At 42.0% G+C, this 25,732-nt stretch carries 18 protein-coding genes and 1 pseudogene; 12 read left to right on the top strand and 7 right to left on the bottom strand.

Features of this window, described 5'->3' with window-relative positions; translation table 11 throughout:
- The first annotated feature begins 46 nt into the window (after positions 1-46).
- The 3 genes from CJF29_RS21310 to CJF29_RS21300 are packed head-to-tail and all read left to right on the top strand — an operon-like array spanning position 47 to position 3,530.
- Positions 47-1,087, top strand: coding sequence for a glycoside hydrolase family 43 protein (locus CJF29_RS21310; protein WP_052587982.1), 1,041 nt, complete (start codon positions 47-49; stop codon positions 1,085-1,087).
- A gap of 9 nt (positions 1,088-1,096) precedes the next feature.
- A complete protein-coding gene (locus tag CJF29_RS21305; RefSeq protein ID WP_099147460.1) occupies positions 1,097-2,392 on the top strand; it encodes a BNR repeat-containing protein in 1,296 nt (431 codons plus the stop codon).
- Between the two features lie 4 nt (positions 2,393-2,396).
- Positions 2,397-3,530, top strand: a complete 1,134-nt coding sequence (locus tag CJF29_RS21300; RefSeq protein WP_099147464.1) for a glycoside hydrolase family 88 protein — start codon at positions 2,397-2,399, stop codon at positions 3,528-3,530.
- 91 nt (positions 3,531-3,621) lie between these two features.
- Here CJF29_RS21300 and CJF29_RS21295 read toward each other — a convergent pair whose 3' ends face one another.
- The 4 genes from CJF29_RS21295 to CJF29_RS21280 are packed head-to-tail and all read right to left on the bottom strand — an operon-like array spanning position 3,622 to position 6,761.
- Positions 3,622-4,638 (bottom strand): GNAT family N-acetyltransferase, encoded by a 1,017-nt coding sequence (locus CJF29_RS21295; protein WP_099147459.1) that lies wholly within the window; start codon positions 4,636-4,638, stop codon positions 3,622-3,624.
- Positions 4,639-4,651: 13 nt separating this feature from the next.
- Positions 4,652-5,569, bottom strand: coding sequence for a DUF2156 domain-containing protein (locus CJF29_RS21290; RefSeq protein WP_004324570.1), 918 nt, complete (start codon positions 5,567-5,569; stop codon positions 4,652-4,654).
- Between the two features lie 56 nt (positions 5,570-5,625).
- Positions 5,626-6,321, bottom strand: a complete 696-nt coding sequence (locus CJF29_RS21285) for an LrgB family protein (protein ID WP_004305057.1) — start codon at positions 6,319-6,321, stop codon at positions 5,626-5,628.
- Complete coding sequence (locus tag CJF29_RS21280; protein WP_004305056.1) at positions 6,318-6,761, bottom strand: CidA/LrgA family protein; 444 nt, start codon at positions 6,759-6,761, stop codon at positions 6,318-6,320. Before CJF29_RS21280 ends, CJF29_RS21285 begins: the two co-directional genes overlap by 4 nt.
- 196 nt (positions 6,762-6,957) lie before the next feature.
- On the opposite strand from CJF29_RS21280, the gene pta reads away from it, so the two are divergent.
- The 3 genes from pta to CJF29_RS21265 all read left to right on the top strand — a co-directional run bounded on the left by pta (position 6,958) and on the right by CJF29_RS21265 (position 10,307).
- A complete protein-coding gene (gene pta / locus CJF29_RS21275) occupies positions 6,958-7,977 on the top strand; it encodes a phosphate acetyltransferase (protein WP_099147458.1) in 1,020 nt (339 codons plus the stop codon).
- A gap of 39 nt (positions 7,978-8,016) precedes the next feature.
- Positions 8,017-9,216, top strand: coding sequence for an acetate kinase (locus CJF29_RS21270; protein ID WP_099147457.1), 1,200 nt, complete (start codon positions 8,017-8,019; stop codon positions 9,214-9,216).
- 101 nt (positions 9,217-9,317) lie between these two features.
- Positions 9,318-10,307 carry a glycosyltransferase gene (locus CJF29_RS21265; protein WP_099147456.1) on the top strand — a complete coding sequence of 330 codons (990 nt, stop codon included), beginning with the start codon at positions 9,318-9,320 and terminating at the stop codon, positions 10,305-10,307.
- A 123-nt stretch (positions 10,308-10,430) separates the two neighbouring features.
- Here the strand turns inward: CJF29_RS21265 and CJF29_RS21260 are convergent, their stop codons facing one another.
- The gene (locus CJF29_RS21260) at positions 10,431-12,446 is read right to left on the bottom strand and encodes a family 20 glycosylhydrolase (RefSeq protein ID WP_004310642.1); all 2,016 of its coding nucleotides are present in this window, start codon (positions 12,444-12,446) and stop codon (positions 10,431-10,433) included.
- 144 nt (positions 12,447-12,590) lie between these two features.
- Here CJF29_RS21260 and radC point away from each other — a divergent pair, with 144 nt between their 5' ends.
- Complete coding sequence (radC, locus tag CJF29_RS21255) at positions 12,591-13,286, top strand: RadC family protein (RefSeq protein WP_004299741.1); 696 nt, start codon at positions 12,591-12,593, stop codon at positions 13,284-13,286.
- Between the two features lie 33 nt (positions 13,287-13,319).
- Here the strand turns inward: radC and CJF29_RS21250 are convergent, their stop codons facing one another.
- The gene (locus tag CJF29_RS21250; protein ID WP_004305050.1) at positions 13,320-17,255 is read right to left on the bottom strand and encodes a response regulator; all 3,936 of its coding nucleotides are present in this window, start codon (positions 17,253-17,255) and stop codon (positions 13,320-13,322) included.
- A 257-nt stretch (positions 17,256-17,512) separates the two neighbouring features.
- Between CJF29_RS21250 and CJF29_RS21245 the strand changes: the two genes are divergently transcribed.
- Positions 17,513-20,839, top strand: coding sequence for a SusC/RagA family TonB-linked outer membrane protein (locus CJF29_RS21245; RefSeq protein WP_099147455.1), 3,327 nt, complete (start codon positions 17,513-17,515; stop codon positions 20,837-20,839).
- Between the two features lie 10 nt (positions 20,840-20,849).
- Positions 20,850-21,476: pseudogene (locus CJF29_RS21240) on the top strand (RagB/SusD family nutrient uptake outer membrane protein); the annotation flags it as partial.
- Here CJF29_RS21240 and CJF29_RS21235 read toward each other — a convergent pair.
- Complete coding sequence (locus CJF29_RS21235) at positions 21,475-22,626, bottom strand: ISAs1 family transposase (protein WP_099147672.1); 1,152 nt, start codon at positions 22,624-22,626, stop codon at positions 21,475-21,477. The pseudogene CJF29_RS21240 and the gene CJF29_RS21235 sit on opposite strands and share 2 nt — an antisense overlap.
- A 124-nt stretch (positions 22,627-22,750) precedes the next feature.
- Between CJF29_RS21235 and CJF29_RS21230 the strand changes: the two genes are divergently transcribed.
- Genes CJF29_RS21230 through ltrA form a run of 3 tightly spaced genes read left to right on the top strand, consistent with a single transcriptional unit; the run spans position 22,751 to position 25,660 of the window.
- Positions 22,751-24,031, top strand: coding sequence for a RagB/SusD family nutrient uptake outer membrane protein (locus CJF29_RS21230; protein WP_413544510.1), 1,281 nt, complete (start codon positions 22,751-22,753; stop codon positions 24,029-24,031).
- Positions 24,031-24,384, top strand: coding sequence for a hypothetical protein (locus CJF29_RS21225; RefSeq protein ID WP_141561043.1), 354 nt, complete (start codon positions 24,031-24,033; stop codon positions 24,382-24,384). Before CJF29_RS21230 ends, CJF29_RS21225 begins: the two co-directional genes overlap by 1 nt.
- Positions 24,385-24,394: 10 nt before the next feature.
- Complete coding sequence (ltrA, locus tag CJF29_RS21220) at positions 24,395-25,660, top strand: group II intron reverse transcriptase/maturase (protein ID WP_195359667.1); 1,266 nt, start codon at positions 24,395-24,397, stop codon at positions 25,658-25,660.
- Positions 25,661-25,732 lie beyond the last annotated feature (72 nt).

Genomic DNA, 25,732 nt, shown 5'->3' with positions numbered 1-25,732 from the left:
TATCATCTATCTTTGTAGACAAGAAATCTTATTTAATATCATGAATATGAATAGACATTGTGGAATAATTAAGTTTATATTATTAGGGGTGGTTTGTATATCATTACTGCCTGTATCAGTGCATGCACAGAAGTATACGGAGTTTATCCCCGGTGAAGTTTGGAAAGATACGGACGGGAATCCGATCAATGCCCATGGTGGTGGACTTCTATATCATAACGGCACTTACTATTGGTATGGCGAATACAAGAAAGGGAAAACCATTTTGCCTGACTGGGCTACGTGGGAGTGTTATCGTACGGATGTGACCGGAGTAGGTTGTTACTCTTCTAAAGACTTGCTGAATTGGAAATTTGAGGGTATTGTACTTCCGGCAGTTAAAGACGATCCGAATCATGACCTGCATCCCTCCAAAGTATTGGAACGTCCGAAAGTGGTTTATAATAAGAAAACGGGCAAATTTGTAATGTGGGCCCATGTGGAAAGTGCTGATTACAGTAAGGCTTGTGCTGGAGTGGCAGTTTCCGATTCTCCTGTCGGTCCGTTCGTTTATCAGGGAAGTTTTCGTCCGAACAATGCGATGAGTCGCGATCAGACTGTTTTTGTGGATGATGATGGACGTGCTTATCAGTTTTATTCTTCAGAAAATAATGAAACGATGTATATCAGCCTTCTGACTGATGATTATCTGAAACCGAGCGGACGTTTTACACGCAATTTCGTAAAAGAATCGAGAGAGGCTCCGGCAGTATTTAAATATAATGGTAAATATTATATGTTAAGCTCCGGTTGTACTGGCTGGGATCCTAATATAGCCGAGATCGCAGTAGCCGATTCTATTATGGGAACATGGAAGACAATCGGAAACCCTTGTACGGGACCGGATGCGGATAAAACGTTTTATGCCCAGAGTACTTATGTCCAGCCCGTTGTCGGAAAGAAGGATGCATATATTGCCATGTTCGACCGTTGGAAGAAGAAGGATTTGGAAGATTCCCGTTATGTATGGCTGCCTGTGTTGGTAAAAGATGGGAAAATAACTATCCCTTGGCATGAAAAATGGAACCTTTCTATCTTTGACAAATAAAAAATAAATATGAAACGGATACTGCTACTACTTTGCGGAATAATGCTCGTCCCCGTTATTGCCTGTTCCCAGCATCTGGTTGAAGTGGGAAAGGGGTATAGCTGTACTTCGGTCAATACGACGGCCTTTCGGAATAACTCGCTGGTTACACACGGTGATGAACAATATATCAGTTATTACGATAACGATGGCTATCTGGTACTTGGAAAGCGGAAACTGGATTCGGAACAATGGACATTACATCGCACCCAATATCAGGGAAATGTGAAGGATGCTCATAATATAATTAGCATGATGATAGATGGAGAAGGATACATACACGTATCTTTTGACCATCACGGACATCCATTGAATTACTGCCGGAGCATTGCTCCCGGTTCTCTGGAACTGGGGGATAAAATGCCCATGACCGGAGTTGACGAAGGAAATGTCACCTATCCGGAGTTCTATCCTTTATCCGGAGGAGATTTATTGTTTGTTTACCGCTCCGGTTCTTCGGGTCGTGGAAATCTGGTAATGAACCGTTATTCGCTGAAAGAACATAAATGGACTCGTGTGCAGGATATATTGATCGACGGGGAAAATAAACGGAATGCCTATTGGCAGTTATATGTTGATGAGAAAGGGACGATTCATCTTTCATGGGTATGGCGCGAGACTTGGCATGTGGAAACAAACCATGATATTTGTTATGCCCGTTCTTTTGATAATGGGGTAACTTGGTATAAGACGAGTGGAGAACGATATGAACTCCCGATCAAATTGTCCAATGCGGAGTATGCCTGTCGGTTACCTCAAAACTGTGAGTTGATAAATCAGACGAGTATGAGTGCCGATGCGGGAGGAAATCCGTATATAGCTACTTATTGGCGGGAACCCGATAGTGATGTTCCTCAATACCGCATCGTCTGGAATGATGGGAAGATGTGGCATCAACGGCAGATAACCGATCGCCGGACACCTTTTACCTTGAAGGGCGGAGGTACGAAAATGATCCCTATTGCCCGTCCGCGTATTGTGGTAGAAGGTGGAGAAGTCTTTTATATTTTCCGTGATGAGGAACGGGGAAGCCGTGTGTCGATGGCACATACGACTGATGTGGGTACCAGTAAGTGGACGATAACGGATCTGACGGATTTTTCGGTGGATGCCTGGGAACCCTCTCATGATACGGAACTTTGGAAAAAGCAGCGGAAACTGCATCTCTTTGTACAACACAGCCGTCAGGGAGACGGTGAACGCACAGCGGAAATTGAGCCTCAAATGATATATGTATTGGAAACGAATATGGATACAAATAAATAAAGATATGAAGAAACTATATGCAACTCTTTTTTCTGCACTCTTTCTAGGCAGTGCAATCTGTGCAAGTTGTACGGATAAGAAGGATGCTTCTGCTGAAGAAGTGATAAACACTATTCATAAAGTGAATAATTATTGGCAGACGAATCATCCGGAACACGGACGTTCTTTTTGGGATAATGCTGCCTATCACACCGGAAATATGGAAGCTTATTTTTTGACTAAGCAGCCGGAGTATTTGGAATACTCGAAAGCCTGGGCGGAACATAATGAATGGAAAGGGGCAAAATCAGATCATAAGGAAAACTGGAAGTACAGTTACGGTGAAAGTGATGATTATGTGCTTTTCGGTGACTATCAGATTTGTTTTCAGACGTATGCCGATCTCTATAATATGGAACCGGATACACAGAAAATAGCCCGTGCCCGCGAAGTGATGGAATATCAGATGAGTACCCCCAATCATGATTATTGGTGGTGGGCAGATGGCTTATATATGGTCATGCCGGTCATGACAAAGATGTATAACATTACTAAGAATCCGCTCTATTTGGAGAAACTGCATGAATACCTCGCCTATGCTGATAGTATTATGTATGATGAAGAGGCCGGACTTTATTACCGGGATGGAAAATACGTGTATCCTAAACACAAAAGTGTGAACGGCAAAAAGGATTTTTGGGCACGTGGAGACGGCTGGGTATTGGCCGGATTGGCAAAAGTCTTGAAAGAACTTCCTGAAACAGATAAGTATCGTCCGGAATATATAGATCGTTTCCGTACCCTGGCTAAGTCGGTTGCTGCTTGTCAACAGCCGGAAGGTTACTGGACACGCAGTATGCTCGATCCATTGCATGCACCGGGACCGGAAACCAGTGGAACGGCTTTCTTTACCTATGGTTTACAATGGGGAATCAATAACGGTTTCCTAGATGCTGCAGAATATCAGCCGGTGGTTGAAAAAGCATGGAAATATCTCTCAACAGTTGCTTTGCAGCCTGATGGCAAGATTGGTTATGTGCAACCGATTGGTGAGAAAGCGATACCCGGTCAGGTGGTAGACGCAAACTCAACTTCGAATTTTGGAGTAGGTGCGTTTCTATTGGCAGCCTGTGAACGGGTTCGTTATTTGAATAAATAAATACAGGCACGGATTACACGGGTTTCACAGCTCTTAGAGGCATGCCTTAATATAAGTCAACAGCGTAATCCGTGTAATCCGTGCCTAAAATTTAATTCAGCATCAAGCTCATATATGGCTTTAACGGCTGAAGTATTCTATTGGTTAATTCGCTAATATTCATTTGTATATGTGCACCGGGCAGTCGCTCGGTATTATACATACACTTTCCTTTGCACAGGTAATAATAGCCGTTGTTTACAGACAATTGTTTGTCCGATAATTCCAGCTGCATTTCATCTTCAGGAAAAGCCGCGGCATAGATTTGCAGCACTTCTTTGGCATTGATGATACGTGCCATGCCTAGCGGATGTTGAGACTGTTTATCTTCAGGAGGCAGTAGTTGAACCATGCGCTTGCAGCCGGTGTGCTGCCTGATCGCATACAATAAACTATATTCCACATCCTTATCATCAGCGCAAAGCTCATTGATAATGATATGTTTGTCTCCTTTATATATAATGGTTATTCCTTTGATTTCGTTTTCCTGTCTGGCTACAAATAAATAACCTCCACTAATGGCAAGATCGGTCATAATAACCTGAAAGTCTTCCGATGTGTGCTGAATACAGCAAGCCCGTTCGGAAAGCTTCTTATTCAAATAGGAATAGACCTCCTCCTGAAATTCTGAAACAACACTGACCGCTATCTCTTTAGAAGGGATAAACTCGGGCAAAACGATCTCTTTAGTTGAATACTTGAATACCGAAGCATATCCCATACGGGCATAATAATCAAACAACCAGGGTTCTGCCGGTATTAATGTGCTGAAGTGTACTCCATTCCGTAACATCCGGGCGAAAGACTGTGATAAAAGCTCGCGCATGACCCCTTTGCTTCGGAAATCGGGATGCGTACAGGCTCCTGAAATATAGGAGGTCTGTACAGTCTCTCCACCAAAAGTCATCGGATAAGGAAGCATCTGAAGCGCAGAGATTACCTCATCGCCACTTTGGATGGCGACATTCACCTCTGTTTTATAGCGCAGTCTGAAGTACATTTCAACGAATTCTTCACTATCGTCAAAACAGATTTTCCACAATGCTTTTACTTGCTCCTTTATCATCATATTTATAATGGATTTACCATTTTACCATATTCATGGGATGCTCTTTGAGGCAAGCCATATATTTTTCCAGAATCGTTGCCGGCTGGTAAGACAGTTTGGCTTTGCGTAAACCCTCAATACCTAAATCCTCTTCCCGGTTGATATAGATATATTGTTCGGGAATCCGGTTGGCAAATTTATAATTAATCATGGCATACGCACCTTCAATACTGGTATCCGCTTTTTCTACATGTACGCCGAATGTTTCATGATTGATAGGCATACCGAATGTGAATGCGACAATTTTACCGTTCACATGCAAGATACCTCCCGTCAGTCCGAGTGCCTCGAAGTTGTGGAGAGCATAAATCAGGGCGCGACGTTCGTTGCCTGTCCCCTCCTGTTGGTCACAGTTATTCACTTTACACCACTCTGCTTCCAGATCCAGACATTCCTGAATACGGTCCGGGGTAATCGGTGTGTATTCGTAATCCGGATAAGTGTTGCGGAACCGGTTGATATGATTTCTTTTCGCTTGGAATTTCTTCCCTTTCAGCGTAGATAGATCACTTCTCAAATAAATATAATCCGCATAGTCGCGGTCTTCTGTGAAAGTGAACTGTTCCGGAAGGATAGCTTCGAGATCAGCGCGCATATTGCTGCACACTCCCAGCATACAGAAATGCTGGTTCTCTTTGCGGGCATCTTCTATCAGTTCCCACAATACTGCTTTCAAATCTCCTGTGCCTACGGGCATCATATAAGCAAGTTGTTCTCCCGCCCAGAACTTGAATACCAAAAAGTTGTCGACCACTGCGAATTGAGTGTCATATAAGAACCTCCAACTGCAAAGATTGGAGAATGAAAGATCGCAATTGCGGCGATCACTTTTCATCGTGAATGAGGTGATTGTGTCTTTGTCTGCTAATGTGATATCTTTAAATGGAATCATAAAATTGCTTTTTGCGTTTAACTCTTTATATAACGGAAAATCAAGAGATTTTGTTTTTACAAGACACCTAATAATCGAAGGATCGTAGGTGTGAGCAGTGCAGTGAAGATTCCATTCAGTGTCAGTCCCAGACTGGCGTATGCTCCATATTTGCTGCTGATATCCATTGCGGTGGAAGTTCCGACAGCATGAGCGGCTGTCCCCATCGAAAGCCCTTGGGCGATCGGACTGCCTACACGCATGATTTTCATGGTCTTAAAACCACAGATCGCTCCTAATAAACCTACTGCCACAACAACTGCCGCCGTCAGTGACGGAATACCGCCAATGGCTTTGGTTACTTCCATCGCAATCGGAGTCGTAACCGATTTGGGAGCCAGAGACAGGATTACTTCTTGGGAAGCTCCCATGAACTTCGCAATCAGCACTACTGAAATAACTCCGACAATGCAGCCTGCCAGTTGAGACAGAAGGATAGGCAGTAACTGCTTTTTTATCATTTCCAATTGAAGATATAAAGGTACGCCTAAAGCAACAACAGCCGGGCGGAGCCAGAACTCGATCAAATGTCCTCCTTTATTATAGGTCTCGTATGAGATATTTGTCATTTTAAGGAAGATGATTAATAGGGCGATGGTCAGCAATATAGGATTTAATAATACCAGTCCTGTTTTCTTCTGAAGCAATTTGGCAAAGAAGAAAATCCCGAAGGTGATAGCCAACAGGAAGAAATTATTCTCTAAGAAGCTCATTTGTCTTTATTCGTTAAGTTGATTTTATCTTTAAGGTGCAGTTTCTCCGACAGATGGAAATCCGTCAGGTGAAGTTTGCGCGCCAGCTTAATCTGACGTGCCAGCCTGAACTTGCGGACGATTTGATGTACCCATCCCGTAACGACAAGTACAAGCGCGGTGCTGATAATGGTCGCTGTCACTATCGGCCAGAACTCTGCCGCAATGACATCAAAGTATAGCATAAGAGCCACACCGGGCGGAACGAAAAAGAATCCTAAGTTGGCAACCAGAAAGTCGGACAATCCCTGTACCCAGTGTAACTTAATCCAACCTAATTTTAAAAAGAGGGTGAGCAGCAGCATACCGATGATGCTGGAGGGGAGCTTGATACCCGTAAGATAAACTATTAATTCACCCAAAGCCAAACAGCCAAATAAAATGGCGCACTGACGTATCATAACTAATAACCTATTGATTTTGTTTGAAAACGCTGCAAAGGTATGAAAAATAGGAGTACAGTGTTAAATATTACAATATTTTAGACTTGGAAGAGAAAAATAGGCGAAATTGTAATGTGGATATTGCAAAATTGAGTACTTTTGCACCGCAAATTACAAATTGTAAGGACGTTTTATAATAATATTCAATATATCTATGCTCAATTTAATCAACCAAATCGTGGCGCGTGCGAAAGCAAATCGCCAAAGTATTGTTCTTCCGGAAGGAACTGAAGAACGCACATTGAAAGCTGCCAATATGATTTTGACAGACGAAGTAGCCGATCTAATTTTACTGGGTAAACCGGCAGAAATTAATGAACTTGCTGCAAAATGGGGATTGGGAAACATCGGTAAAGCTACTATCATTGATCCTGAAACTTCTCCGAAACACGAAGAATATGCGCAGTTGTTGTGTGAACTTCGTAAAAAGAAGGGGATGACTATCGAAGAAGCCCGCAAGTTAACGAATGATCCTTTATTCTTTGGTTGTTTAATGATTAAGAGCGGTGATGCTGACGGTCAGTTGGCTGGTGCCCGTAACACTACTGGTAATGTATTGCGTCCTGCTTTGCAGATTATCAAGACTGCGCCGGGAATCACTTGCGTGTCTGGTGCTATGTTGCTTTTGACTCATGCTCCTGAATACGGAAAGAATGGCATTTTGGTCATGGGTGACGTTGCTGTAACTCCGGTTCCGGACGCTAATCAGCTGGCACAGATTGCTATTTGTACTGCGCAGACTGCGAAAGCCGTTGCCGGTATTGAAAATCCGAAAGTAGCTCTGTTGAGCTTTTCAACCAAGGGTTCCGCTAAACACGAAGTAGTGGATAAAGTGGTAGAAGCTACTAAGATTGCAAAAGAGATGGCTCCTACTCTTGATTTGGATGGTGAAATGCAGGCTGACGCTGCTCTTGTACCGGAAGTGGGTGCTAGCAAAGCGCCGGGTTCTCCAGTAGCCGGAGAAGCAAATGTGCTGATCGTTCCAAGTTTGGAAGTTGGTAATATTTCTTATAAATTAGTTCAACGTCTGGGACATGCTGACGCTGTTGGTCCGATTCTTCAGGGTATTGCCTGTCCGGTAAACGACTTGTCTCGTGGTTGTTCTATCGAAGATGTATATCGCATGATTGCTATCACAGCTAATCAGGCCATTGCAGCAAAAGCGAATAAATAAGTATTAGATATAAACTATTAAGTATAAATCGACAACGACATGAAGATTCTGGTATTGAACTGCGGAAGTTCATCTATTAAATATAAATTGTTCGATATGACCACCAAAGAGGTGATTGCACAAGGTGGTATCGAAAAAATCGGTCTGAAAGGATCATTCTTGAAACTTACTTTGCCGAATGGTGAAAAGAAAATATTGGAGAAAGATATTCCTGAACATACAGTAGGAGTAGAGTTTATCCTGAACACGCTGATTAATCCTGAATACGGCGCTATTAAATCTTTGGATGAGATCAATGCAGTAGGTCACCGTATGGTACACGGAGGCGAGCGTTTCAGCGAATCTGTATTGCTGAACAAGGAAGTGCTGGAAGCTTTCGCTGCTTGCAATGACTTGGCTCCGCTTCACAATCCTGCTAACTTGAAAGGGGTAAATGCAGTTTCTGCTATTCTTCCTAACATTTCGCAGGTAGGTGTATTCGATACGGCTTTCCATCAGACAATGCCGGATTATGCTTACATGTATGCTATTCCTCACGAACTGTATGAAAAGTATGGTGTACGTCGTTATGGCTTCCACGGAACTTCTCATCGTTATGTGTCAAAACGTGTATGTGAATTCTTGGGTGTAAATCCGGTAGGACAGAAAATTATCACTTGCCACATTGGTAACGGTGGTTCTATCGCTGCTATCAAAGATGGTAAATGTATGGATACTACTATGGGCTTGACTCCATTGGAAGGCTTGATGATGGGTACTCGTAGCGGTGATATTGATGCCGGTGCAGTAACATTTATCATGGAAAAAGAAGGCTTGAACACAACCGGTGTTTCCAATCTGTTGAACAAGAAGAGCGGTGTACTGGGCATTTCGGGTGTATCAAGCGATATGCGTGAACTCTTGGCTGCTTGTGCGGCTGGCAATGAGAAAGCTATCCTTGCAGAGAAGATGTACTATTACCGTATTAAGAAATATATCGGTGCTTATGCTGCTGCATTGGGCGGTGTGGATATTATCCTGTTTACTGGTGGTGTAGGTGAGAACCAGATGGAATGTCGTCGTGAAGTTTGTAAGGATATGGAATTCATGGGTATCGAACTTGATAACGAAGTAAATGCTAAGGTTCGCGGTGAAGAAGCAATCATTTCTACTCCTGCTTCTAAAGTGAAAGTAGTAGTGATCCCAACAGATGAAGAACTGTTGATCGCATCGGATACAATGGATATCCTGAATAAGTAATAATTTTATTGCTGATATACAAAAAAAAGATGGACTCGATTTCGAGTCCATCTTTTTTTTGTCTTACTTTGCATATCAAATAGTTATATCCCGTTTTTGATATGCGTTACTCCGTCATAATTCCCGTTTATAATCGTCCCGATGAAGTGGATGAATTATTGCAAAGTCTTACTGTACAACACTTTAAGGGTCTTGAGGTTGTTGTTGTTGAAGATGGTTCTTCCATTCCCTGTAAAGGAGTAGTAGACCGGTATGCAGATCGGTTGAATATAAAATATTTCTCTAAACCCAATTCCGGTCCGGGACAAACCCGTAATTACGGAGCAGAACGTAGCGAAGGCGAATACCTTATTATATTGGATTCTGATGTCATCCTTCCCGAAGGCTACTTCGATGGGGTAGAGAAGGAGCTCACCACTTCTCCTGCCGATGCTTTTGGTGGCCCCGACCGTGCACACGATTCTTTCACTGATATTCAGAAGGCAATTAACTATTCCATGACCTCTTTCTTCACGACCGGAGGTATCCGTGGCGGAAAAAAGAAGATGGACAAATTCTATCCCCGTAGTTTTAATATGGGAGTTCGCCGGGCAGTGTACGAGGCTTTGGGAGGTTTTTCAAAGATGCGTTTTGGGGAGGATATTGATTTCAGTATCCGTATCTTTAAGAATGGGTACACTTGTCGTCTTTTTCCTGATGCCTGGGTATATCATAAACGTCGGACTGACTTGAAAAAATTCTTCAAGCAGGTGCATAACTCCGGCATTGCCCGTATTAATCTTTATAAGAAATATCCGGATTCTCTGAAACTGGTGCATTTGCTTCCAGCCGTATTTACATTGGGAGTGGCGCTTCTATTATTAGGAACCCCCTTCTGCCTCTTCAGTTTCACGCCTATCATTCTCTATGCATTACTCGTATGCATTGATTCTACTATTCAGAATAAAAGTCTGTCTATTGGCGTTTATTCCATTGCCGCCGCATTTATACAGCTTATCGGCTATGGTACAGGCTTTTGGCGCGCATGGTGGCAGCGTTGTATCAGAGGGAAGGATGAGTTTGAGGCTTTCCAAAAGAATTTTTATAAGTAATCCATTTTTTATTTGCCTATTACCATTCCTATTTTTGTTTAAAAGGAATGTTGTCTGACACCCGGGTGTCAGACAAGTTATACTTTCATGGAAAAAAAGTAATGGATGCAATCGAAGAAATTTTTATAGGCTATATCTTTTTTCATTTAGTGGAGTGCAAATCACATTTCTTATTCTTCCCTTAAACCCCAGCAATTTGTCGCCTATCTGTTTCAATGGGAAGATAAGTGTTTCCTGATACCAAATGCTGTCTTTACGCAGGCTTTTCTGATTGTAAACTACACCGATTCGTCCTTCCAAACGTTCTTGTAGCTCTCCGTTTATGTAAAGTGAGGTCCCTTTGGCATCTCCCTCTACACGAACCTTTGTCCATTTTTCCACAGGCAAACGATAGGAATGGAAGATGAATTCATAGCCGTCGCGCGAGAATGCGAATTTACCCGTATTTTGCCAGTTCGCGGTGAAAACAGAATGGGGACCTTTGAATAAGACCGCATCGATATTGGGCTTTGGATCTGCGTAGATTTCAAATTCCACACTATATGGATAACCGATTTCGGGTATAGAGGTAAGAACCGAGTCGTTACCTTGCAGGATAATTTCCTGGCCGGAAAGCGTTAGGTCTTTTCTGTCATCTATGCTGGCCTGTAGATTTACGCCCGGTGCTTCCGGTGTTGTCCTGCACCACGTTTCGAAGGTTTCAAACGGTATGTTTCTTGTGTTTTCTCCTTTCCAAAGTTTCTCGCTCATAACCTGCATGGCAGGAAAGGTGCGTATATGTACATCCTGTTGGCTGATTCCATTTCCGACACGGTCGTTCCATACAGCAAACATGGCTCCTAATAAATTAGTAGACTGCTCTATCATTTCTCCCTCTTGCATCATTCGTGGTGACCAACTCTCATATATCCATTGATGATCCAGAAAGTTATGGTAGTAATTCACGGCTGGTACGATATATAGAAATGCATCGCATGTATTAATCGCTTTGGCTCCTTCCTGCAGTGCGGTTTCTAAGTCTAGCCAGCTATAATTCCATGCATTGACCGTTTTTCCTTTCAGATTTACGGGGGTATTTCCTTTCATGTGTTTCAGACTTCCCCATAATCGCGGATTTTTTCCATATTTGGTGATATACTTCAGATAGTATTCAGTGAAATAGCGGAATTGTTCCGCTTCTTTGAGGTTGTACTCATCAGTGCCGATATGTACGTCCGGTCCGACAAATATCGGGTGATCTCCCGAGAGATATTCGTCAAACAAAGTATCAAGGAAATCATATACCTCTTTTTTATAGAGGTCGAGATGATCCATACCATATTCTTTTTTGTCGGCTGCCAGTATCGGATTGTAATGAGTGAAAGCGAGTGAGTGTGCCGGAACATCAATTTCTGGGATGATATTGATTCCATATCGTGCGGCCATTTGCTGGAAGTTGCGGAATTCTTCTTTGGTGTAGGAACCATCTTTGGATGTGAGTCCCGGAAAACGGTCGCTTTCCAATCTGAAGGCGGCGTATGTTTTGTTCCAGTCATTATCGAAAAACTCAACGAAACCATTATCATTCAGATGTATTTGCAGTTCATTCATTTTATAGAACGAGAGAATTTTTACGTAATCCTGCAAATAGTCCATTGTGAAAAATTTCCTGGCTACGTCAATCATCAGTCCGCGGTGAGCATACTGCGGATAATCCAATGCTTTTCCTTTCATGAGTCCAAAAGGCTGGTTATGGATCATTTGCAACAGTGTGCGAGTTCCCCAGAATACTCCTTTTACGGTGGAGGCTTCGATGGTTACATGGTTGCGTATATCCAGTTCATAGCTTTCTTCTCCCAATGATGAAGGCGATTTTTTCACTGACAGATAGATAGAATGATTTTTCGGTTTTCCGGAGGTTACCTGATAATTCCAGCCGAACATATCTTTTAAGTCTTTTGCCATTATTTCCGCAGTTTCTTTCAACAGGCTTTCTGCTTCCGGAGCGATTATAATCTTTCCTGTTTCCGGTAGTGTCAGTTTGCCTTTTGCCCCATTCCAATGTTGTAAGGAGGGAATCACCTGCGGGATATCCGTTTGAGCGTATACTGTCATTCCTAATAGTAGTAAGATGGATAAGATGCTTATTCTCTTTTTCATATTTATTAGATGTTTATATATTAATCTTGATAGCGCAAAACTACGATATTTGGAAGTAAAGGGATTCTAAAAATAGACTTATAGCTTCCAAAATTCATTTTTTCAGTTATATAGGAGTATCTTTGTGACTTAATTTGATTAATAATGGAAAGTAAACACAAACTATCCATCAACCAGTGGGCACTGGAAGACCGCCCACGGGAAAAAATGATGGAGAAGGGAGCAGCCGCATTGAGTGATGCCGAACTACTCGCTATATTGATTGGCTCCGGAAATACGGAAGAAAGTGCTGTCGAATTGATGAGACGCCTGCTCCTGTCTTGTGATAACAATCTGAATTCATTGGCAAAATGGGAAGTGTGTGACTATTCCTCTTTCAAAGGTATGGGACCCGCAAAGAGCATTACAGTGATGGCAGCCTTGGAATTAGGCAAACGAAGAAAGCTGCAAGAAACCAAAGAGAGACTTCGAATCACTTGCTCAAAAGATATCTATGATATTTTCCAACCGATCATGTGTGACTTGGAACAGGAAGAATTCTGGGTGCTCCTATTGAACCAGGCAACCAAACTAATTGATAAGGTACGTATAAGTACTGGTGGCATAGACGGAACTTATACCGATGTGCGCACCATTCTCCGGGAAGCATTGCTGCAAAGAGCTACACAAATCGCGGTGGTGCATAACCATCCTTCGGGAAATATTCATCCCAGCCAACCGGACAGGAGTTTGACAGAGCATATCCATAAAGCGGCGGAAACGATGAATATCCGTCTGATAGATCACGTCATCGTTTGTGAAGACGGATTTTTCAGCTTTGCAGATGAGGGCCTACTCTAATTAGTAATACTACCTTATTTAAGTGAGAATATCTTATTTATTCTCACTCCTGCATTCATTTTTATACTGCGTGGGCGTCAAGCCTGTGTACTGTTTGAATGCAGTACTGAAATAACGTAAAGTAGTGAAACCTATCTGATCTGATATTTCAGTAAATGTCAGATCGGTGGTTTTTATCAGAGTAATGGCTTGCTCCAACCTGAATTTGTTGATATAGTCATTTGCCCCCATATCGGTGATAGCCTTCAACTTGTTGTAAAGAGATGTTTTACTCATTCCGATCTCTCTGCAGATAAAAGGAATATCTAAAGACGGATTGCTGATATTCTCGGAAATGAGCTTGTTAAACTTTAACAAGAACGTTTCATCCGCCTGGCTGAAAGTACTCTCCAGCGGTTGAGGGAAGTTGCCTATATGTTGATAGTGCTCTTTCGTTTGCTCCCGGTTGTATAGCCGGTTCTGTATAATCTTAACAAGAGTGTCTATCTCAAAAGGTTTTCCCAGATAAGCGTCCGCCCCGATTTTATACCCATACAGTCGGCTCTGTTCATCATTGCGTGCCGTGAGCAGAATCACAGGAATATGACTGATGCCGATATTCTCTTTTACCGCTTTGCACAGTTCGTATCCATTCATAACCGGCATCATCACATCGCTCACTATAATATCCGGAACTTGCTTTTGCGCTATTTCGAAAGCTTCCCGGCCATCATGTGCTATATAAATTGCTTTGAATAAGGATTTCAATTCTTTGGAGAGGAAATCTGTCAGGTTATGATTGTCGTCTACCAATAGCACTGTGTAATTCTGCGTAGAGAAGTCGAGTGTCTCGGGAGCGTTGATCTCATGATCTACGTCCGGTGTAATCAATTCATTGATGTAAGGTTTCGGCTGGCAGATGACTTCGCCCGACTCCAATCCCAAAGGTAAGTCGAAGAAGAAAGTGGCTCCTCCCGCTTCGTTGTTCATGGCTCCGATTTTACCTTTATGCAATTCCACCAGCATCTTGGCGTATGAAAGTCCGACTCCGCTACCGCCAATTTCCTGCTTGCCTTGATAGAAACGGATGAATACTTTCTCCATGTCTTCCTCTTGCATACCTTCTCCCTGATCCAAAACGGAAACACGGACGTATGAGTCATTTTTGCTGGTACGGATAGTGACGGTTGTGTTTTTAGGACTGTGTTTCAGTGCGTTCGTCAATAAGTTTGTGACTACGATTGTACACATACCCTTGTCAAATACCACCTCTTTTATGCTGTCGTCGAGCTGATAATCTATTTGCACTTCCTGGGCAGCTCCCTCGTCCGTAAAATCGGCACCAATCTCCTTTATCCATGAGTTAAATGGATAGGCTTGGAGTTTCAACTTGGTTTCTCCTACTTCCATCTTACGTACGTCCAGCACCATGTTGATAAGATCTTTCATCCGTTGAGCCTGTTTATGTATATTCTTCAACGGTGGATAAATGGCATCTGTAGAAGGAAGTGTCTTTAATATGCGGCTTAGCGGGGCATATATGAGTGTGAGCGGAGTTCGCAGTTCATGGCTGATATTAATCAGAAAACGAACTTTTTCTTCATACACATTCTGCTCGTGTTCTTTCATCATCCATTTCATCTTGTTTTCTTTGCGTCGAAGCAGAACGAAAACAATTTGTACCACAATGCCTATGCAAGCAATGATGCAGAGAGAAACGAACCACCAGCTTCTGTACCAGGGTGGCAGTACGTTTAATGTGAAAAGAAACTGGGGAGTTGTTTCATTTCCTTCCTGTGTGTTACAGCTCACCATGATGGGATAACTTCCCGGAGCAAGAGATGGGATCATCAATTCAGGGTTGTAGCCTTCGGTTTTAAGGTCTCCCATTTGGAAATGATAGACTTTGAGCCGGAGAATGTCCGCACCATAAGTCATGACACGGATCTTAATGTTTTTACTGTTCCAGGGGATGGATATCTTGTCTTGATTGAGCTGATACATCCTGTTCTCTCCGTTTATGGTCAGTTCGGCAAGGCGTATTTCCGGAGAGTCACTACTCTTTTCTATTTGAGTGTCTGCATTGATACATAGTAAGCCTTTTACACCTCCCATATAGATGTTGCCTTTGGGGGAAATGAGACGGGGCTCGGCCAAGTATTCATTGGGGGAAATTCCATCCGCTTCTCCGAACCATACAAAACGTTTGGTATCGGTGAGCCATATAAAGAGTTTCTGTTCAGCTCCTATCCACACTTTTCCTTTATTGTCGCATAACACGGTATTTACTTCATTAAATAAGGTGGTAGGAATTCTTTCGAATTTGCGGGTATCAGGGTGATAGGTGTACAGGCCACGGGTGCCTGCAATCCAGAATACGCCCTTGTCATCCCTGGATACAGCATTGAAGAATCCCTGTGGAGCACTTGCAAATATCTCCACTGTGTCTTTTTTACGATCCAGTCTATATATATTATAAGGATCGTTCAGGTAAATGGCAGTGGAATCATATCCAATGGAACTCAACAAGCCTTTTATTTTCACTTCTTTGGCACAAGGGACAGGAGTGAGTTGCCGGGTGGAAGTATGGTAGCGGTAAGGAGGCGAACTTAATATTAAGATCGAATTGGGAGTATCCCGGTATAAGTTGATTGGCTGTCCGCTATAGCGGATGTGATGCTCTAATGAAGGGCTCATAATAGCGAAAGGACGCTTCTTTCCTGTCTTTTTATCGAATATGAAGATACCTTTGGAAAAGGCAGATACTAACAATTCGTTGGGTGTGAAGCCGGTGATGGAGACCATCTTGTCTCCCCAAGTGTCGGGATAGTGCACAAATGTTTCTGTAGAAGGAATGAATTTATTGATACCTCCTCCGTCCGTAGCGATCCAGAGTTCTTCGGAAGCCGGTTCCTGATATAGTTGTAATACCGTACTTTGACTTAATCCTTTGTTGTGCCCTAACACAACATTAGTGTAAGTTCTCATGGATACTTCACGAATGTTGATAACCCCTTCACGTTTACTTCCCGCCCATATATTTCCGGCAGAGTCGCTATGCAGGCAGAGTATTGTATTTGTGGGAAGGGAATGATTATCTCCGGAGATATGTTCGAGTACGGTAATATTGCCGGTTGTGGGATCGAGGATATTGATACCTCCCCCGTCTGTTCCCATCCATATTTTTTGTTTGAATTCGGTCATGCACAATACGATGTCACTGCTCAAACGGGAGTTTTGAGTGGTATAGCTGGCTATCAATTTTCCCTGGGCGGAGAAACACTTGACGCCATTGTTGTAGGTTGACAGCCATATTCTTTGTTGGGAGTCTATGATGATTCCTACGTTGTCGTTCCCGTATTGGAAAGGAAATGGGGTTATCTCGAAATTCTTGAGGTTCATTTGCAGTATTCCCTGTTGCCAGCTTAGACACAATATGGTATCGGGTTTCCACATTTGTATGGATCGTATAATGAACGGCTCGTCGGTCTTGAATTCCCGTATGAGAGAAATCGTGTTGGTGGCATAAGAATATTTATATATCTTGTTGATCCCTCCGAACAGAAGCCCGTCTGCTATTTTGCAGATCGATTTGGCAATGATGGGCTGATTATTTAGTTTGGGGATAAAGAAGTTGTCGTGAATAAGAGAATAACGGGCGATTCCTGTGGTGGTCAGTATCCAGGTTGTCTGCTGATTATCTTCAATAATTTGCAGGATACTGTCGTTAGGCAGGGAATTTTCATTATCAGGTTGTGCGGTGTACTTTTTGAGTTCCGTTCCATCAAATCTGATTAGTCCTGTCGGAGTACCGATCCAGATGAATCCCTTTTGTTCGGTATAGATACAGCTGATGATAGACGGCATTCCGTTTTGGGAACCAATCAGTTTAAAGTCGTAATGGTTACCTATACTTATTGCTGGAAATGTGCCTACGATAAGAAAAGCCAGTAAGCAGAAAAAGTGTTTTATCCAAATACTTTTTTTCATCAGTCAAGATTATTAAGGGGAGATTAGTGAAACAAAAGTATGATTAATTCCGCTAAAACAAAAGAAATATTTCCAAAAACCGCCACAAAGACGTTCAAAAACGGAATATGGATGTTTTTGGAAACATTTTGGCGATTTTATGAACTCGCCATTCTGCCAATCAATCTATTTTTGTGGTGTATTTCAATGCCGGATAGTGTGGGCTATTGGCAAATGGAACTCAAAAAAACTTTTAGTATTAACTTTAATATAATGTTATGAAGAAAATGCAGATTAGGATGCAACTGGTGTGTCTCTTTTCAATGCTTTTACTGTTCTTCCCTGTGGAGCTCTTTGCTCAACAGGGCACTATCACTGGTAAGGTGGTAGACGAACGTGGCGAGTCCGTAATCGGAGCAACCGTTATGGTGAAAGGTTCTACTGATGGTACCATTACCGATTTGGATGGAAACTTTAAAATTAACGGTAAAGTAGGTACAACGATAACTGTCAGCTATGTGGGCTATGCTCCTTTGGAAGTGAAAATCACTAAGCTAACAGGAAATCGGTTCGTGATGAAGGAAGACTCCAAAACTTTAGATGAAGTGGTGGTAGTCGGTATGGGAACACAGAAACGTAATACTATTACAGCGGCTGTAGCAACAGTTAATGCGGATGCAATCGCTACCCGTCCTGTGACGGATGTAACCAGCGCCTTACAAGGTAATGTGGCTGGTTTGAACTTTGCTTCGGATGCTTCTGAAAGCGGTACCGGTGGTGAAGTTGGCGGAGAAATCAAATTTAATATTCGCGGTATCGGTTCTATTAATGGTGGAGAGCCTTATGTATTGGTGGATGGTGTGGAACAGAGCTTGCAGAATGTAAATCCTGCCGATATAGAAAGTATCAGTGTATTGAAAGATGCTTCTGCAGCAGCCGTGTATGGTGCTCGTGCTGCGTATGGTGTGGTGTTAGTAACGACCAAGAGCGGTAAACAGGATAAAGCCCGGGTGACTTATCGCGGTTCTGTGGGTATGAGTGCACCTATCAACATGCCCGAGATGATGAACTCTGTAGAGTTTGCCAATTATAAAAATGCGTACCGTTCGGCAATTGGTGAGTCTCCATACTTCTCACAGGAGACTATTGATTTGATGAATCAGTTTTTGCAGAACCCCTATGGTGAAGGTCTGCCCGGTATTACCGCCAATCAGGAGAATACCGGTTGGCGTGGCGGTGAATCGCAGTATGCCAATACCGACTGGTTTGATTATTTCTATAAAAACAAATCTTTGCGTCATTCACACAATCTAAGTATCTCCGGTGGATCGGACAAAGTGACTTATTATGTCGGTCTGGGTTATACTTACCAGGGTGGTTTGCTGGATCGTGTAGAAGACTCTCTGGATAAATACAACGTGAATACCAAATTTCAGATCAAGCCGAATGACTGGTTGAAGTTTAACTTCAATAACAATATCACGTTGAATCTGATTTCCCGCCCGCTCCCCGATATGTCTATTCTTTATCATCAGATAGCTCGTTCGCAGCCTAATATGGTGACTGAAGTTCCTATTTCCGGGCTTTATAATCTTCCTTCATGGAATGAAGCTTTGTATCTGGACAATGTGGGCTATTCGCAGAACCGCATTTCTGATGCCATGACTTTTGCAGCTACTGTTACGCCTCTGAAAGGCTGGGACATTATCGGAGAGATGAAAGTTCGTTTTGATGTGCAGAATGATGAATTCTTGCAGAAGCAGCCCCGTACCACACGGCCCGACGGAACCATAGAGAATGTTACCGCTCCCCGGCAGGGATATTCTTATCCCGGTATCGAATATTCGAATTCTTTGTGGGGATCAATGACTCGTGGAAATCAATTCAACTATTATTTGTCTCCCAGTGTGTCGTCTTCATATACGAATCAATGGGGTGACCATTTCTTTAAGGCAATGGCCGGTTTCCAGATGGAAGTGCAGCAAAACTCAAGCATGTATGCGTATAAAGACGGAGTGATGAGCGATGATACATTCTCTTTTGACAATGCAAACGGAAAAGCCTATAATAGTGAAGCGCGTGACCATTGGGCAACCATGGGATTCTATACCCGTTTGAACTGGAACTACCAGAATGTCTATTTTCTGGAATTTAGCGGACGTTATGATGGTTCGTCACGTTTCGCTTCCGGCAATCGTTGGGGATTTTTCCCTTCTTTCTCTGCCGGTTATGACATTGCCCGTACCGACTACTTCAAGCAATGGAGCTTGCCTGTTTCACAGTTGAAAGTGCGTTTGTCTTACGGACGTTTAGGCAATCAGAATGGAGCCGGACTATATGATTATCTGAACTTCATGACATTGAGACCGGACTATTCAAATGCATGGTTGCTTTCCGGTGTCACTTCGGCTACTCCGGTACGTGGTACAGTCGCTTTAACACCTTCTATGGTAAGCCCGTACATTACATGGGAAAAAGTGGATAATGCCAACTTAGGTTTCGACCTGACTTTGCTTAACAATCGTTTGACGATTACGGCGGATATTTACCAACGTACGACCAAAGACATGATTGGCCCGGCTGAAGCAATTCCTGATATTGGCGGTATTGCTGTTGACCAACGTGCTAAAGTAAATAATGCAACGCTACGTAACCGTGGATGGGAATTGTCGGTTAACTGGTCTGACCAGCTGAAGAATGGTTTCAGTTATGGAATCGGTTTCAATATCTTTGACTACAAAGCAGTGGTAACCAAATACAATAATCCGGAAGGATTGATTTATAACAACCACACCGGTCTGGTTCGTAACAAAGGTTATTACCAGGGAATGGATTTAGGTGAAATCTGGGGATATGAAGCAAATGATCTGTTTCTCACCAACCAGGAAGTGGATGAATATCTGAGAGGAGTAGACATGTCTTTCTTCAAACCGAATAAGGATTGGCAACGTGGTGATTTGAAATATATCGATTCGAACCGTGATGGTAAAATTGATCCGGGTTCGGGTACATTGAAAGATCACGGTGATTTGAAAATTATCGGTAATACGACTCCTCGTTACTCCTTCGGTCTGAACTTACATGCCGGTTATAAAGGTTTTGAAGTTTCCGCATTGTTCCAGGGAGTCATGAAACGTGATTTCCCGATGGCTGCAAGTACTTATCTGTTTAGCGGTGATTCCAACTTCTTTAAAGAACATTTGGATTATTATAATGTGTACAACCCGGGGGCTTACCTGCCGCGTCTGACAAAACCCGACAGTCCTGAATATAATGCGAACGTAGGTTACAACACTTCACGTTATTTATTGAACGCAGCTTATATGCGACTCAAAAACTTGATGATTTCTTATAACTTCCAGCCTAAACTGGTTAAGAAGATGGGATTGGAGAACTTGAAAGTGTATTTCACTTGTGATAATCTCTTCACGATTGACAATTTGCCGGACGTATTCGACCCTGAAACCTTGAATCAGGTAAATACATGGGCTGGGGGTAGTAACGAAACTGCTCCGGGATTGACTTCCCCAATGAAACAAAATGGTAACGGAAAGGTATATCCGTTGAATAAAAACTACGTATTTGGTATTGAATTTACCTTTTAAACCATAAGATATGAAAAGAATATATATAATGGCTTTTGTAGCCGCTTCAATATTACCATTTTCATCCTGTTCAGATTTTCTGGATAGAGAACCGATAACCAAGCCGGAAGCCGGTAATTTTCTGACAGGTGCCATACAGGTTGAAAACTATATTAACGGACTATATATGACGTTGCCGTCTTTTAGTAAGTTCGGTTTGGGAGTTCGCAGTGAAGAAAAGAATAGTGACAATATTATTGCAGAAAAGTATGATGCCCGTTTGCATGGACAGAATAACCAGTTTAGCAGAGCTTCCGATTGGCAGACTGGTTATCAGAACCTGCGTAAAGTGAACTATTTTTTCCATAATTATAAAGTACCCGAAGCACAGGAAAACGAAGATGTACTGTCGTTGAAAGGGGAGGCTTACTTTTTACGTGCCTATTGGCATTTCGATTTATTGAAGAAATTCGGTTCTATTCCGGTAATGGATGCTTTTTGGGATGAGAATGCGACAATCGCAGGATTACAGATTCCCGCAAAGACACGTAATGAGGTAGCCCGATTTATTTTGAGTGATTTGGTTGAGGCGAAGAATCTGTTGCATTCGCGCGGTAAATATTCCGGAATTCGTATCAATAAACAGGGCAGACGCATTAAAAATCATTATCCTGTAAAAGTTTTGATAAATATTTTTCATCCCACCCAGCTTTTAGCCTTTTTAGATTCATACTTCCTTTAGTTGTTTTATCCTTCTTCAGGATAGTAAGTGCCATTTTTGTTGCTGCGGAAAAGTTTCTGGCTGCATTTTTGACCTTTTTACTATAGTCTTCTCGAAAGGTAACATCCAGTTGCCAATGCAGATTATTTTCAATAGACCAATGCTGTCTGATGGCAGAGGAAATTTCGTCCGGTTTGGTATTATCCATTGAAGTTACATAGTATCTTACCTCTTGTGTATATTCTCCTGTTGCCACTATTGTTCTTTCCGATTTTATCCCAACAACAGACTTCAGTCCCACAAGTTTCTTTTTAAACATTTTTTCCATTATAGGTCCATAACTAACTACAGTACAAGTTCTTGTCTCTATCCTTCCATGTCCGGTATTTTGGGACACATGCCTGGTGACTCTATTGATTATTTCGTCTTTATCCTGATAATCTTCAATGATCTGTTTGGCCAGTTGATAGTTTTTCTTCTTGTTATCCTTTATAGCTATAATATAATTTGCGTCACGCTCAATGATGGTCCGTGTTATATCTGTCTGGCAGCCCATCGCGTCAATTGTGACAATGCAATCATTGAGATCCAAAGAGTTTAGTAACAATGGAATAGCGGTAATTTCATTACTTTTATCATCCACCTTCACTTGTCCTAAAGAAATTCCATTGGCAGCGGACCATGCGGAAACCATCCATAATTTGAATCCTTCCTTTCCCGTCGTATGTTCTCCGTCACATTTACTTGGACCACGCATAAGTTTGCCATCTATAGCTATAACCCCTTTCACCTCCTGACAGACTTGTTTGACCCAATTACGGAAGATCAATTCAAAATATTCGGGCTTTATGATGCTAAAGAATCTATTAAAAGTATCATGGCTGGGGATGAACTCCAGATTAGGTATGCGACTTTTGAAAAAAGCAATTTTGGCATTGCCAAATTCCTCAATCTCATTCCAGGATTGGGCACCACAAATTACAGCAGCAATGGATATATAGACGATGGTTTCCATTTTATGGACCTTTTTACGGTTCATTCTAGGATCTTCTATTTGTTTACAAAGGTCAATTATCCCTATTTTCATGTTAGTTTATGTTTTATAATATCTTATAAAGATAAGGAAAATAGTCGAAATAAGAAAGAATTAATAAGTTAATAATCAATTATATAAATAGAATGAAAACAGGAGTAGGATAGTAAAAAATATAATGCGTCTGCCCTGTATCAATAAAGAAGCTGCCATGGTTTTGGCAATGAATGTGGCGTTGTATGAAGGAACTTGGGAAAAGTATCACAGCAGCGATGATTTTGCATCTTCCACTAACGAATCAAATTATTTCTTGGGTGAAGTTATTAACTGGGGAAATGAACTGTTCGGTTGTGGCATTGATCTGTATAAAACCGGGCAAAATCCGGGAGATGCTTTTGCGGCATTGTTCAATAGCAAAGATTTGTCAGGAATGGGCGAAGTGCTATTGTGGAGGAAATATTCGAGTGATGAAGGAGTCTTTCATGATGTCAACGGTAATCTGAAGGTAGGTGTTGTCGACTCGGAAGGAGCTGCCGGAATTACTCAAAGCCTGGTGGATAATTATCTGAATGCCGATGGAACATTTATTGATCCGACAAATGAGAAATTTAAGGATTTTAAGGAAACATTTGAAGGCCGTGACCCTAGATTGATTCAAACGGTGATGAATGAAGGTGGCAAATTTGCTTCTGCCACTACTGCGACCCCAATGCATCTGGAAGAATATACGGATGAGAAGAAGAATACTATTAGTCCTCCTAAATTGGCAGGAGATGGAAACACACGTTCTTTGACGGGTTATCACATCCGTTTGGGAATAGATACCACCTTTGTAAGTGGTAATGGTGAGACTGCTTTACCTATTATTCGTTATGCCGAAGGTCTTTTGGCTTATGCAGAAGCTGCTGCTGAACTGGAAATGTGGAGCGATGATATAGCGAATAAGACATTGAAAGCGCTTCGTGAACGTGCAGGAGTGAAATATCTGGCACCGGCAAAGGATGCTAATTTCACCGATTTCGGTTATACATTGACTCCTGTTTTACAGGAAATCCGTCGTGAACGCCGTTCTGAACTTGCTTTGCAAGGTTTCCGGCTGGATGATCTCATGCGTTGGAAAGCCGATAAACTGATTGTTGGAAAGCGTGGTAAAGGTGCTTATGTAGGTGATGAATCTATTTTATTCAAATCTTACAGTCCGGATAATCAGAAAAGAATCAGAGAGCGTCTGACCCTTGATGATAACAAATGGGCGGGTGTGTCACGAGGGCATTATAACATGATGCTATTGGCTGGTATCATGGAAATTTTGTCTGCAACTATCAAAGAGATGAGGGTAGGTCCCTCGCAATCGGTTTACAGGAACAGGTTGCAAACCATCACAAGCTGCGTTTTGAGCAATCAAAAAGTGGTGAACGTTGTGTGTAATAAGTCAGAAGATATGGTAAGGTATGTATAATGGAGTTGAATGTAAATGAACCGTTGATGAAGCATCGTTATTGTTATCAGATTACATCAGAAATAGGGCTTCTGCTACGCTCTATGATAAGAAGGGAGGTTACCTGTTTACTGTCCCTTTGGTGTACGGTGTGTAGGCGGCAAGACCATTATATAGGCTCTTTGATGGAACGTGAGAAGCAGATTGAGAATGTCAAGAGAAAATGCCAAAGACGCATGACACGTAAGGCAGAAAGTATCAAAGTCTCAATTTGTGGCGGATTTCTCCGTAGTAGTGTTGAAGTTCTTGTAATGAGAAGGGAGCGAAGGGGGAAACGTATTCAGCGGACTGTATTGTGCAACTTGATAAACTAAGGAGGACACAATGCAAGAAGCAAAACCATTTCAAATAGACAAAAGAATAATCTTTGAAGCCTTTAAGAAAGTAAAGTTTAATAGAGGTAGTTCAGGCATTGATGGTATAGAGATGACCACTTATGAGCAAAACCTAGGTTCCAACCTTTATCGTCTATGGAATCGCATGAGCTCCGGCAGTTATATGCCTAAAGCAGTAAAACTTGTAGAAATACCGAAATCAAATGGTGGTAAAAGACCTTTAGGGATTCCCACTATTGAAGACCGTATTGCACAAATGGCTGTTGTTAATGTAATTGAGCCTCTCATCGAACCCTGTTTTCATGAAGATTCATTTGGTTATCGTCCGCATCGCTCTGCTCATGATGCCATAGCCAAGGCAGAAAGACGGTGTTGGAAGTATGCATGGGTTTTAGATATAGATATATCCAAATTCTTTGATACAATCGACCATGGCTTATTAATGAAAGCGGTGGAGAAGCATATCAATATAAAATGGATACTTCTCTATATAAAACGTTGGTTGACTGTCCCTTATCAGAGAAGTGATGGAGAAATTGTAAAGAGGGACATGGGAGTACCGCAGGGTTCAGTCATAGGTCCAATTTTAGCAAACCTGTTCCTACACTATACCTTTGATAAATGGATGTCTTATAAATATCCTCACATACCTTTTGAGAGATATGCTGATGATTGTGTTTGTCATTGCAGTACATTGGCTCAAGCTGAATACATAAAGGAAAGGCTTGGAGAACGCTTTACTGAATGTAAATTGAAATTTAATGAGGAAAAGACAAAAATAGTATTCTGTAAAATGAGCAGTCGTTCATCAAAACACTATCATTGTACTTCTTTTGATTATTTAGGCTTTACTTTTAGATCAAGAGCGGCAAAAGATAAACGCAACAACGTCTTATTCACAAGTTATTTGCCTGCTATAAGCAAGAAATCGGTAAGCAGAATACATGAAACAATAAAATCATGGAATCTCAAACGTCTCCATAATCGAAGTCTACGATTTGTGGCAGCATATATTAATGATGTCGTAAGAGGATGGATAAACTATTATGAGAAATTTGGTAAAACAGAATTTTGGAAAGTTATGTGCCATCTGAATCGCTCTATTGCTTATTGGGCAAAGACGAAATATAAAAGACTTCGTCGTCGAGGTGTCATATCTGCTCATTATTGGTTAGCCTATATAGCTCAGAAAGAACCCAATCTGTTTTATCATTGGCAAGTAGGATATGTACCCTATGCACGTCAAAAGAAATGATTTGAATGCGAAGAGCCGTATGAAGGGAGACTTTCACGTACGGTTCCGAGAGAGGCTGAGGGTGAAATTCCC

This window comes from Bacteroides celer (assembly GCF_002632415.2).
Classification (GTDB): Bacteria; Bacteroidota; Bacteroidia; order Bacteroidales; family Bacteroidaceae; genus Bacteroides.
Note: the sequence above shows the minus strand (reverse complement) of the source record. Positions and strands in the feature narration are given on the sequence as shown.

Coding starts and splice junctions, on each gene's coding strand:
- radC (WP_004299741.1), top strand. CDS start 12,591: ATGGAAAGTAAACACAAACTATCCATCAACCAGTGGGCACTGGAAGAC.
- CJF29_RS21310 (WP_052587982.1), top strand. CDS start 47: ATGAATAGACATTGTGGAATAATTAAGTTTATATTATTAGGGGTGGTT.
- CJF29_RS21305 (WP_099147460.1), top strand. CDS start 1,097: ATGAAACGGATACTGCTACTACTTTGCGGAATAATGCTCGTCCCCGTT.
- CJF29_RS21285 (WP_004305057.1), bottom strand. CDS start 6,321: ATGAGCTTCTTAGAGAATAATTTCTTCCTGTTGGCTATCACCTTCGGG.
- CJF29_RS21235 (WP_099147672.1), bottom strand. CDS start 22,626: ATGAAAATAGGGATAATTGACCTTTGTAAACAAATAGAAGATCCTAGA.
- CJF29_RS21265 (WP_099147456.1), top strand. CDS start 9,318: ATGCGTTACTCCGTCATAATTCCCGTTTATAATCGTCCCGATGAAGTG.
- CJF29_RS21295 (WP_099147459.1), bottom strand. CDS start 4,638: ATGATGATAAAGGAGCAAGTAAAAGCATTGTGGAAAATCTGTTTTGAC.
- CJF29_RS21225 (WP_141561043.1), top strand. CDS start 24,031: ATGGAGTTGAATGTAAATGAACCGTTGATGAAGCATCGTTATTGTTAT.
- pta (WP_099147458.1), top strand. CDS start 6,958: ATGCTCAATTTAATCAACCAAATCGTGGCGCGTGCGAAAGCAAATCGC.
- CJF29_RS21230 (WP_413544510.1), top strand. CDS start 22,751: ATGCGTCTGCCCTGTATCAATAAAGAAGCTGCCATGGTTTTGGCAATG.
- CJF29_RS21290 (WP_004324570.1), bottom strand. CDS start 5,569: ATGATTCCATTTAAAGATATCACATTAGCAGACAAAGACACAATCACC.
- CJF29_RS21245 (WP_099147455.1), top strand. CDS start 17,513: ATGAAGAAAATGCAGATTAGGATGCAACTGGTGTGTCTCTTTTCAATG.
- CJF29_RS21300 (WP_099147464.1), top strand. CDS start 2,397: ATGAAGAAACTATATGCAACTCTTTTTTCTGCACTCTTTCTAGGCAGT.
- CJF29_RS21250 (WP_004305050.1), bottom strand. CDS start 17,255: ATGAAAAAAAGTATTTGGATAAAACACTTTTTCTGCTTACTGGCTTTT.
- CJF29_RS21260 (WP_004310642.1), bottom strand. CDS start 12,446: ATGAAAAAGAGAATAAGCATCTTATCCATCTTACTACTATTAGGAATG.
- CJF29_RS21270 (WP_099147457.1), top strand. CDS start 8,017: ATGAAGATTCTGGTATTGAACTGCGGAAGTTCATCTATTAAATATAAA.
- CJF29_RS21280 (WP_004305056.1), bottom strand. CDS start 6,761: ATGATACGTCAGTGCGCCATTTTATTTGGCTGTTTGGCTTTGGGTGAA.
- ltrA (WP_195359667.1), top strand. CDS start 24,395: ATGCAAGAAGCAAAACCATTTCAAATAGACAAAAGAATAATCTTTGAA.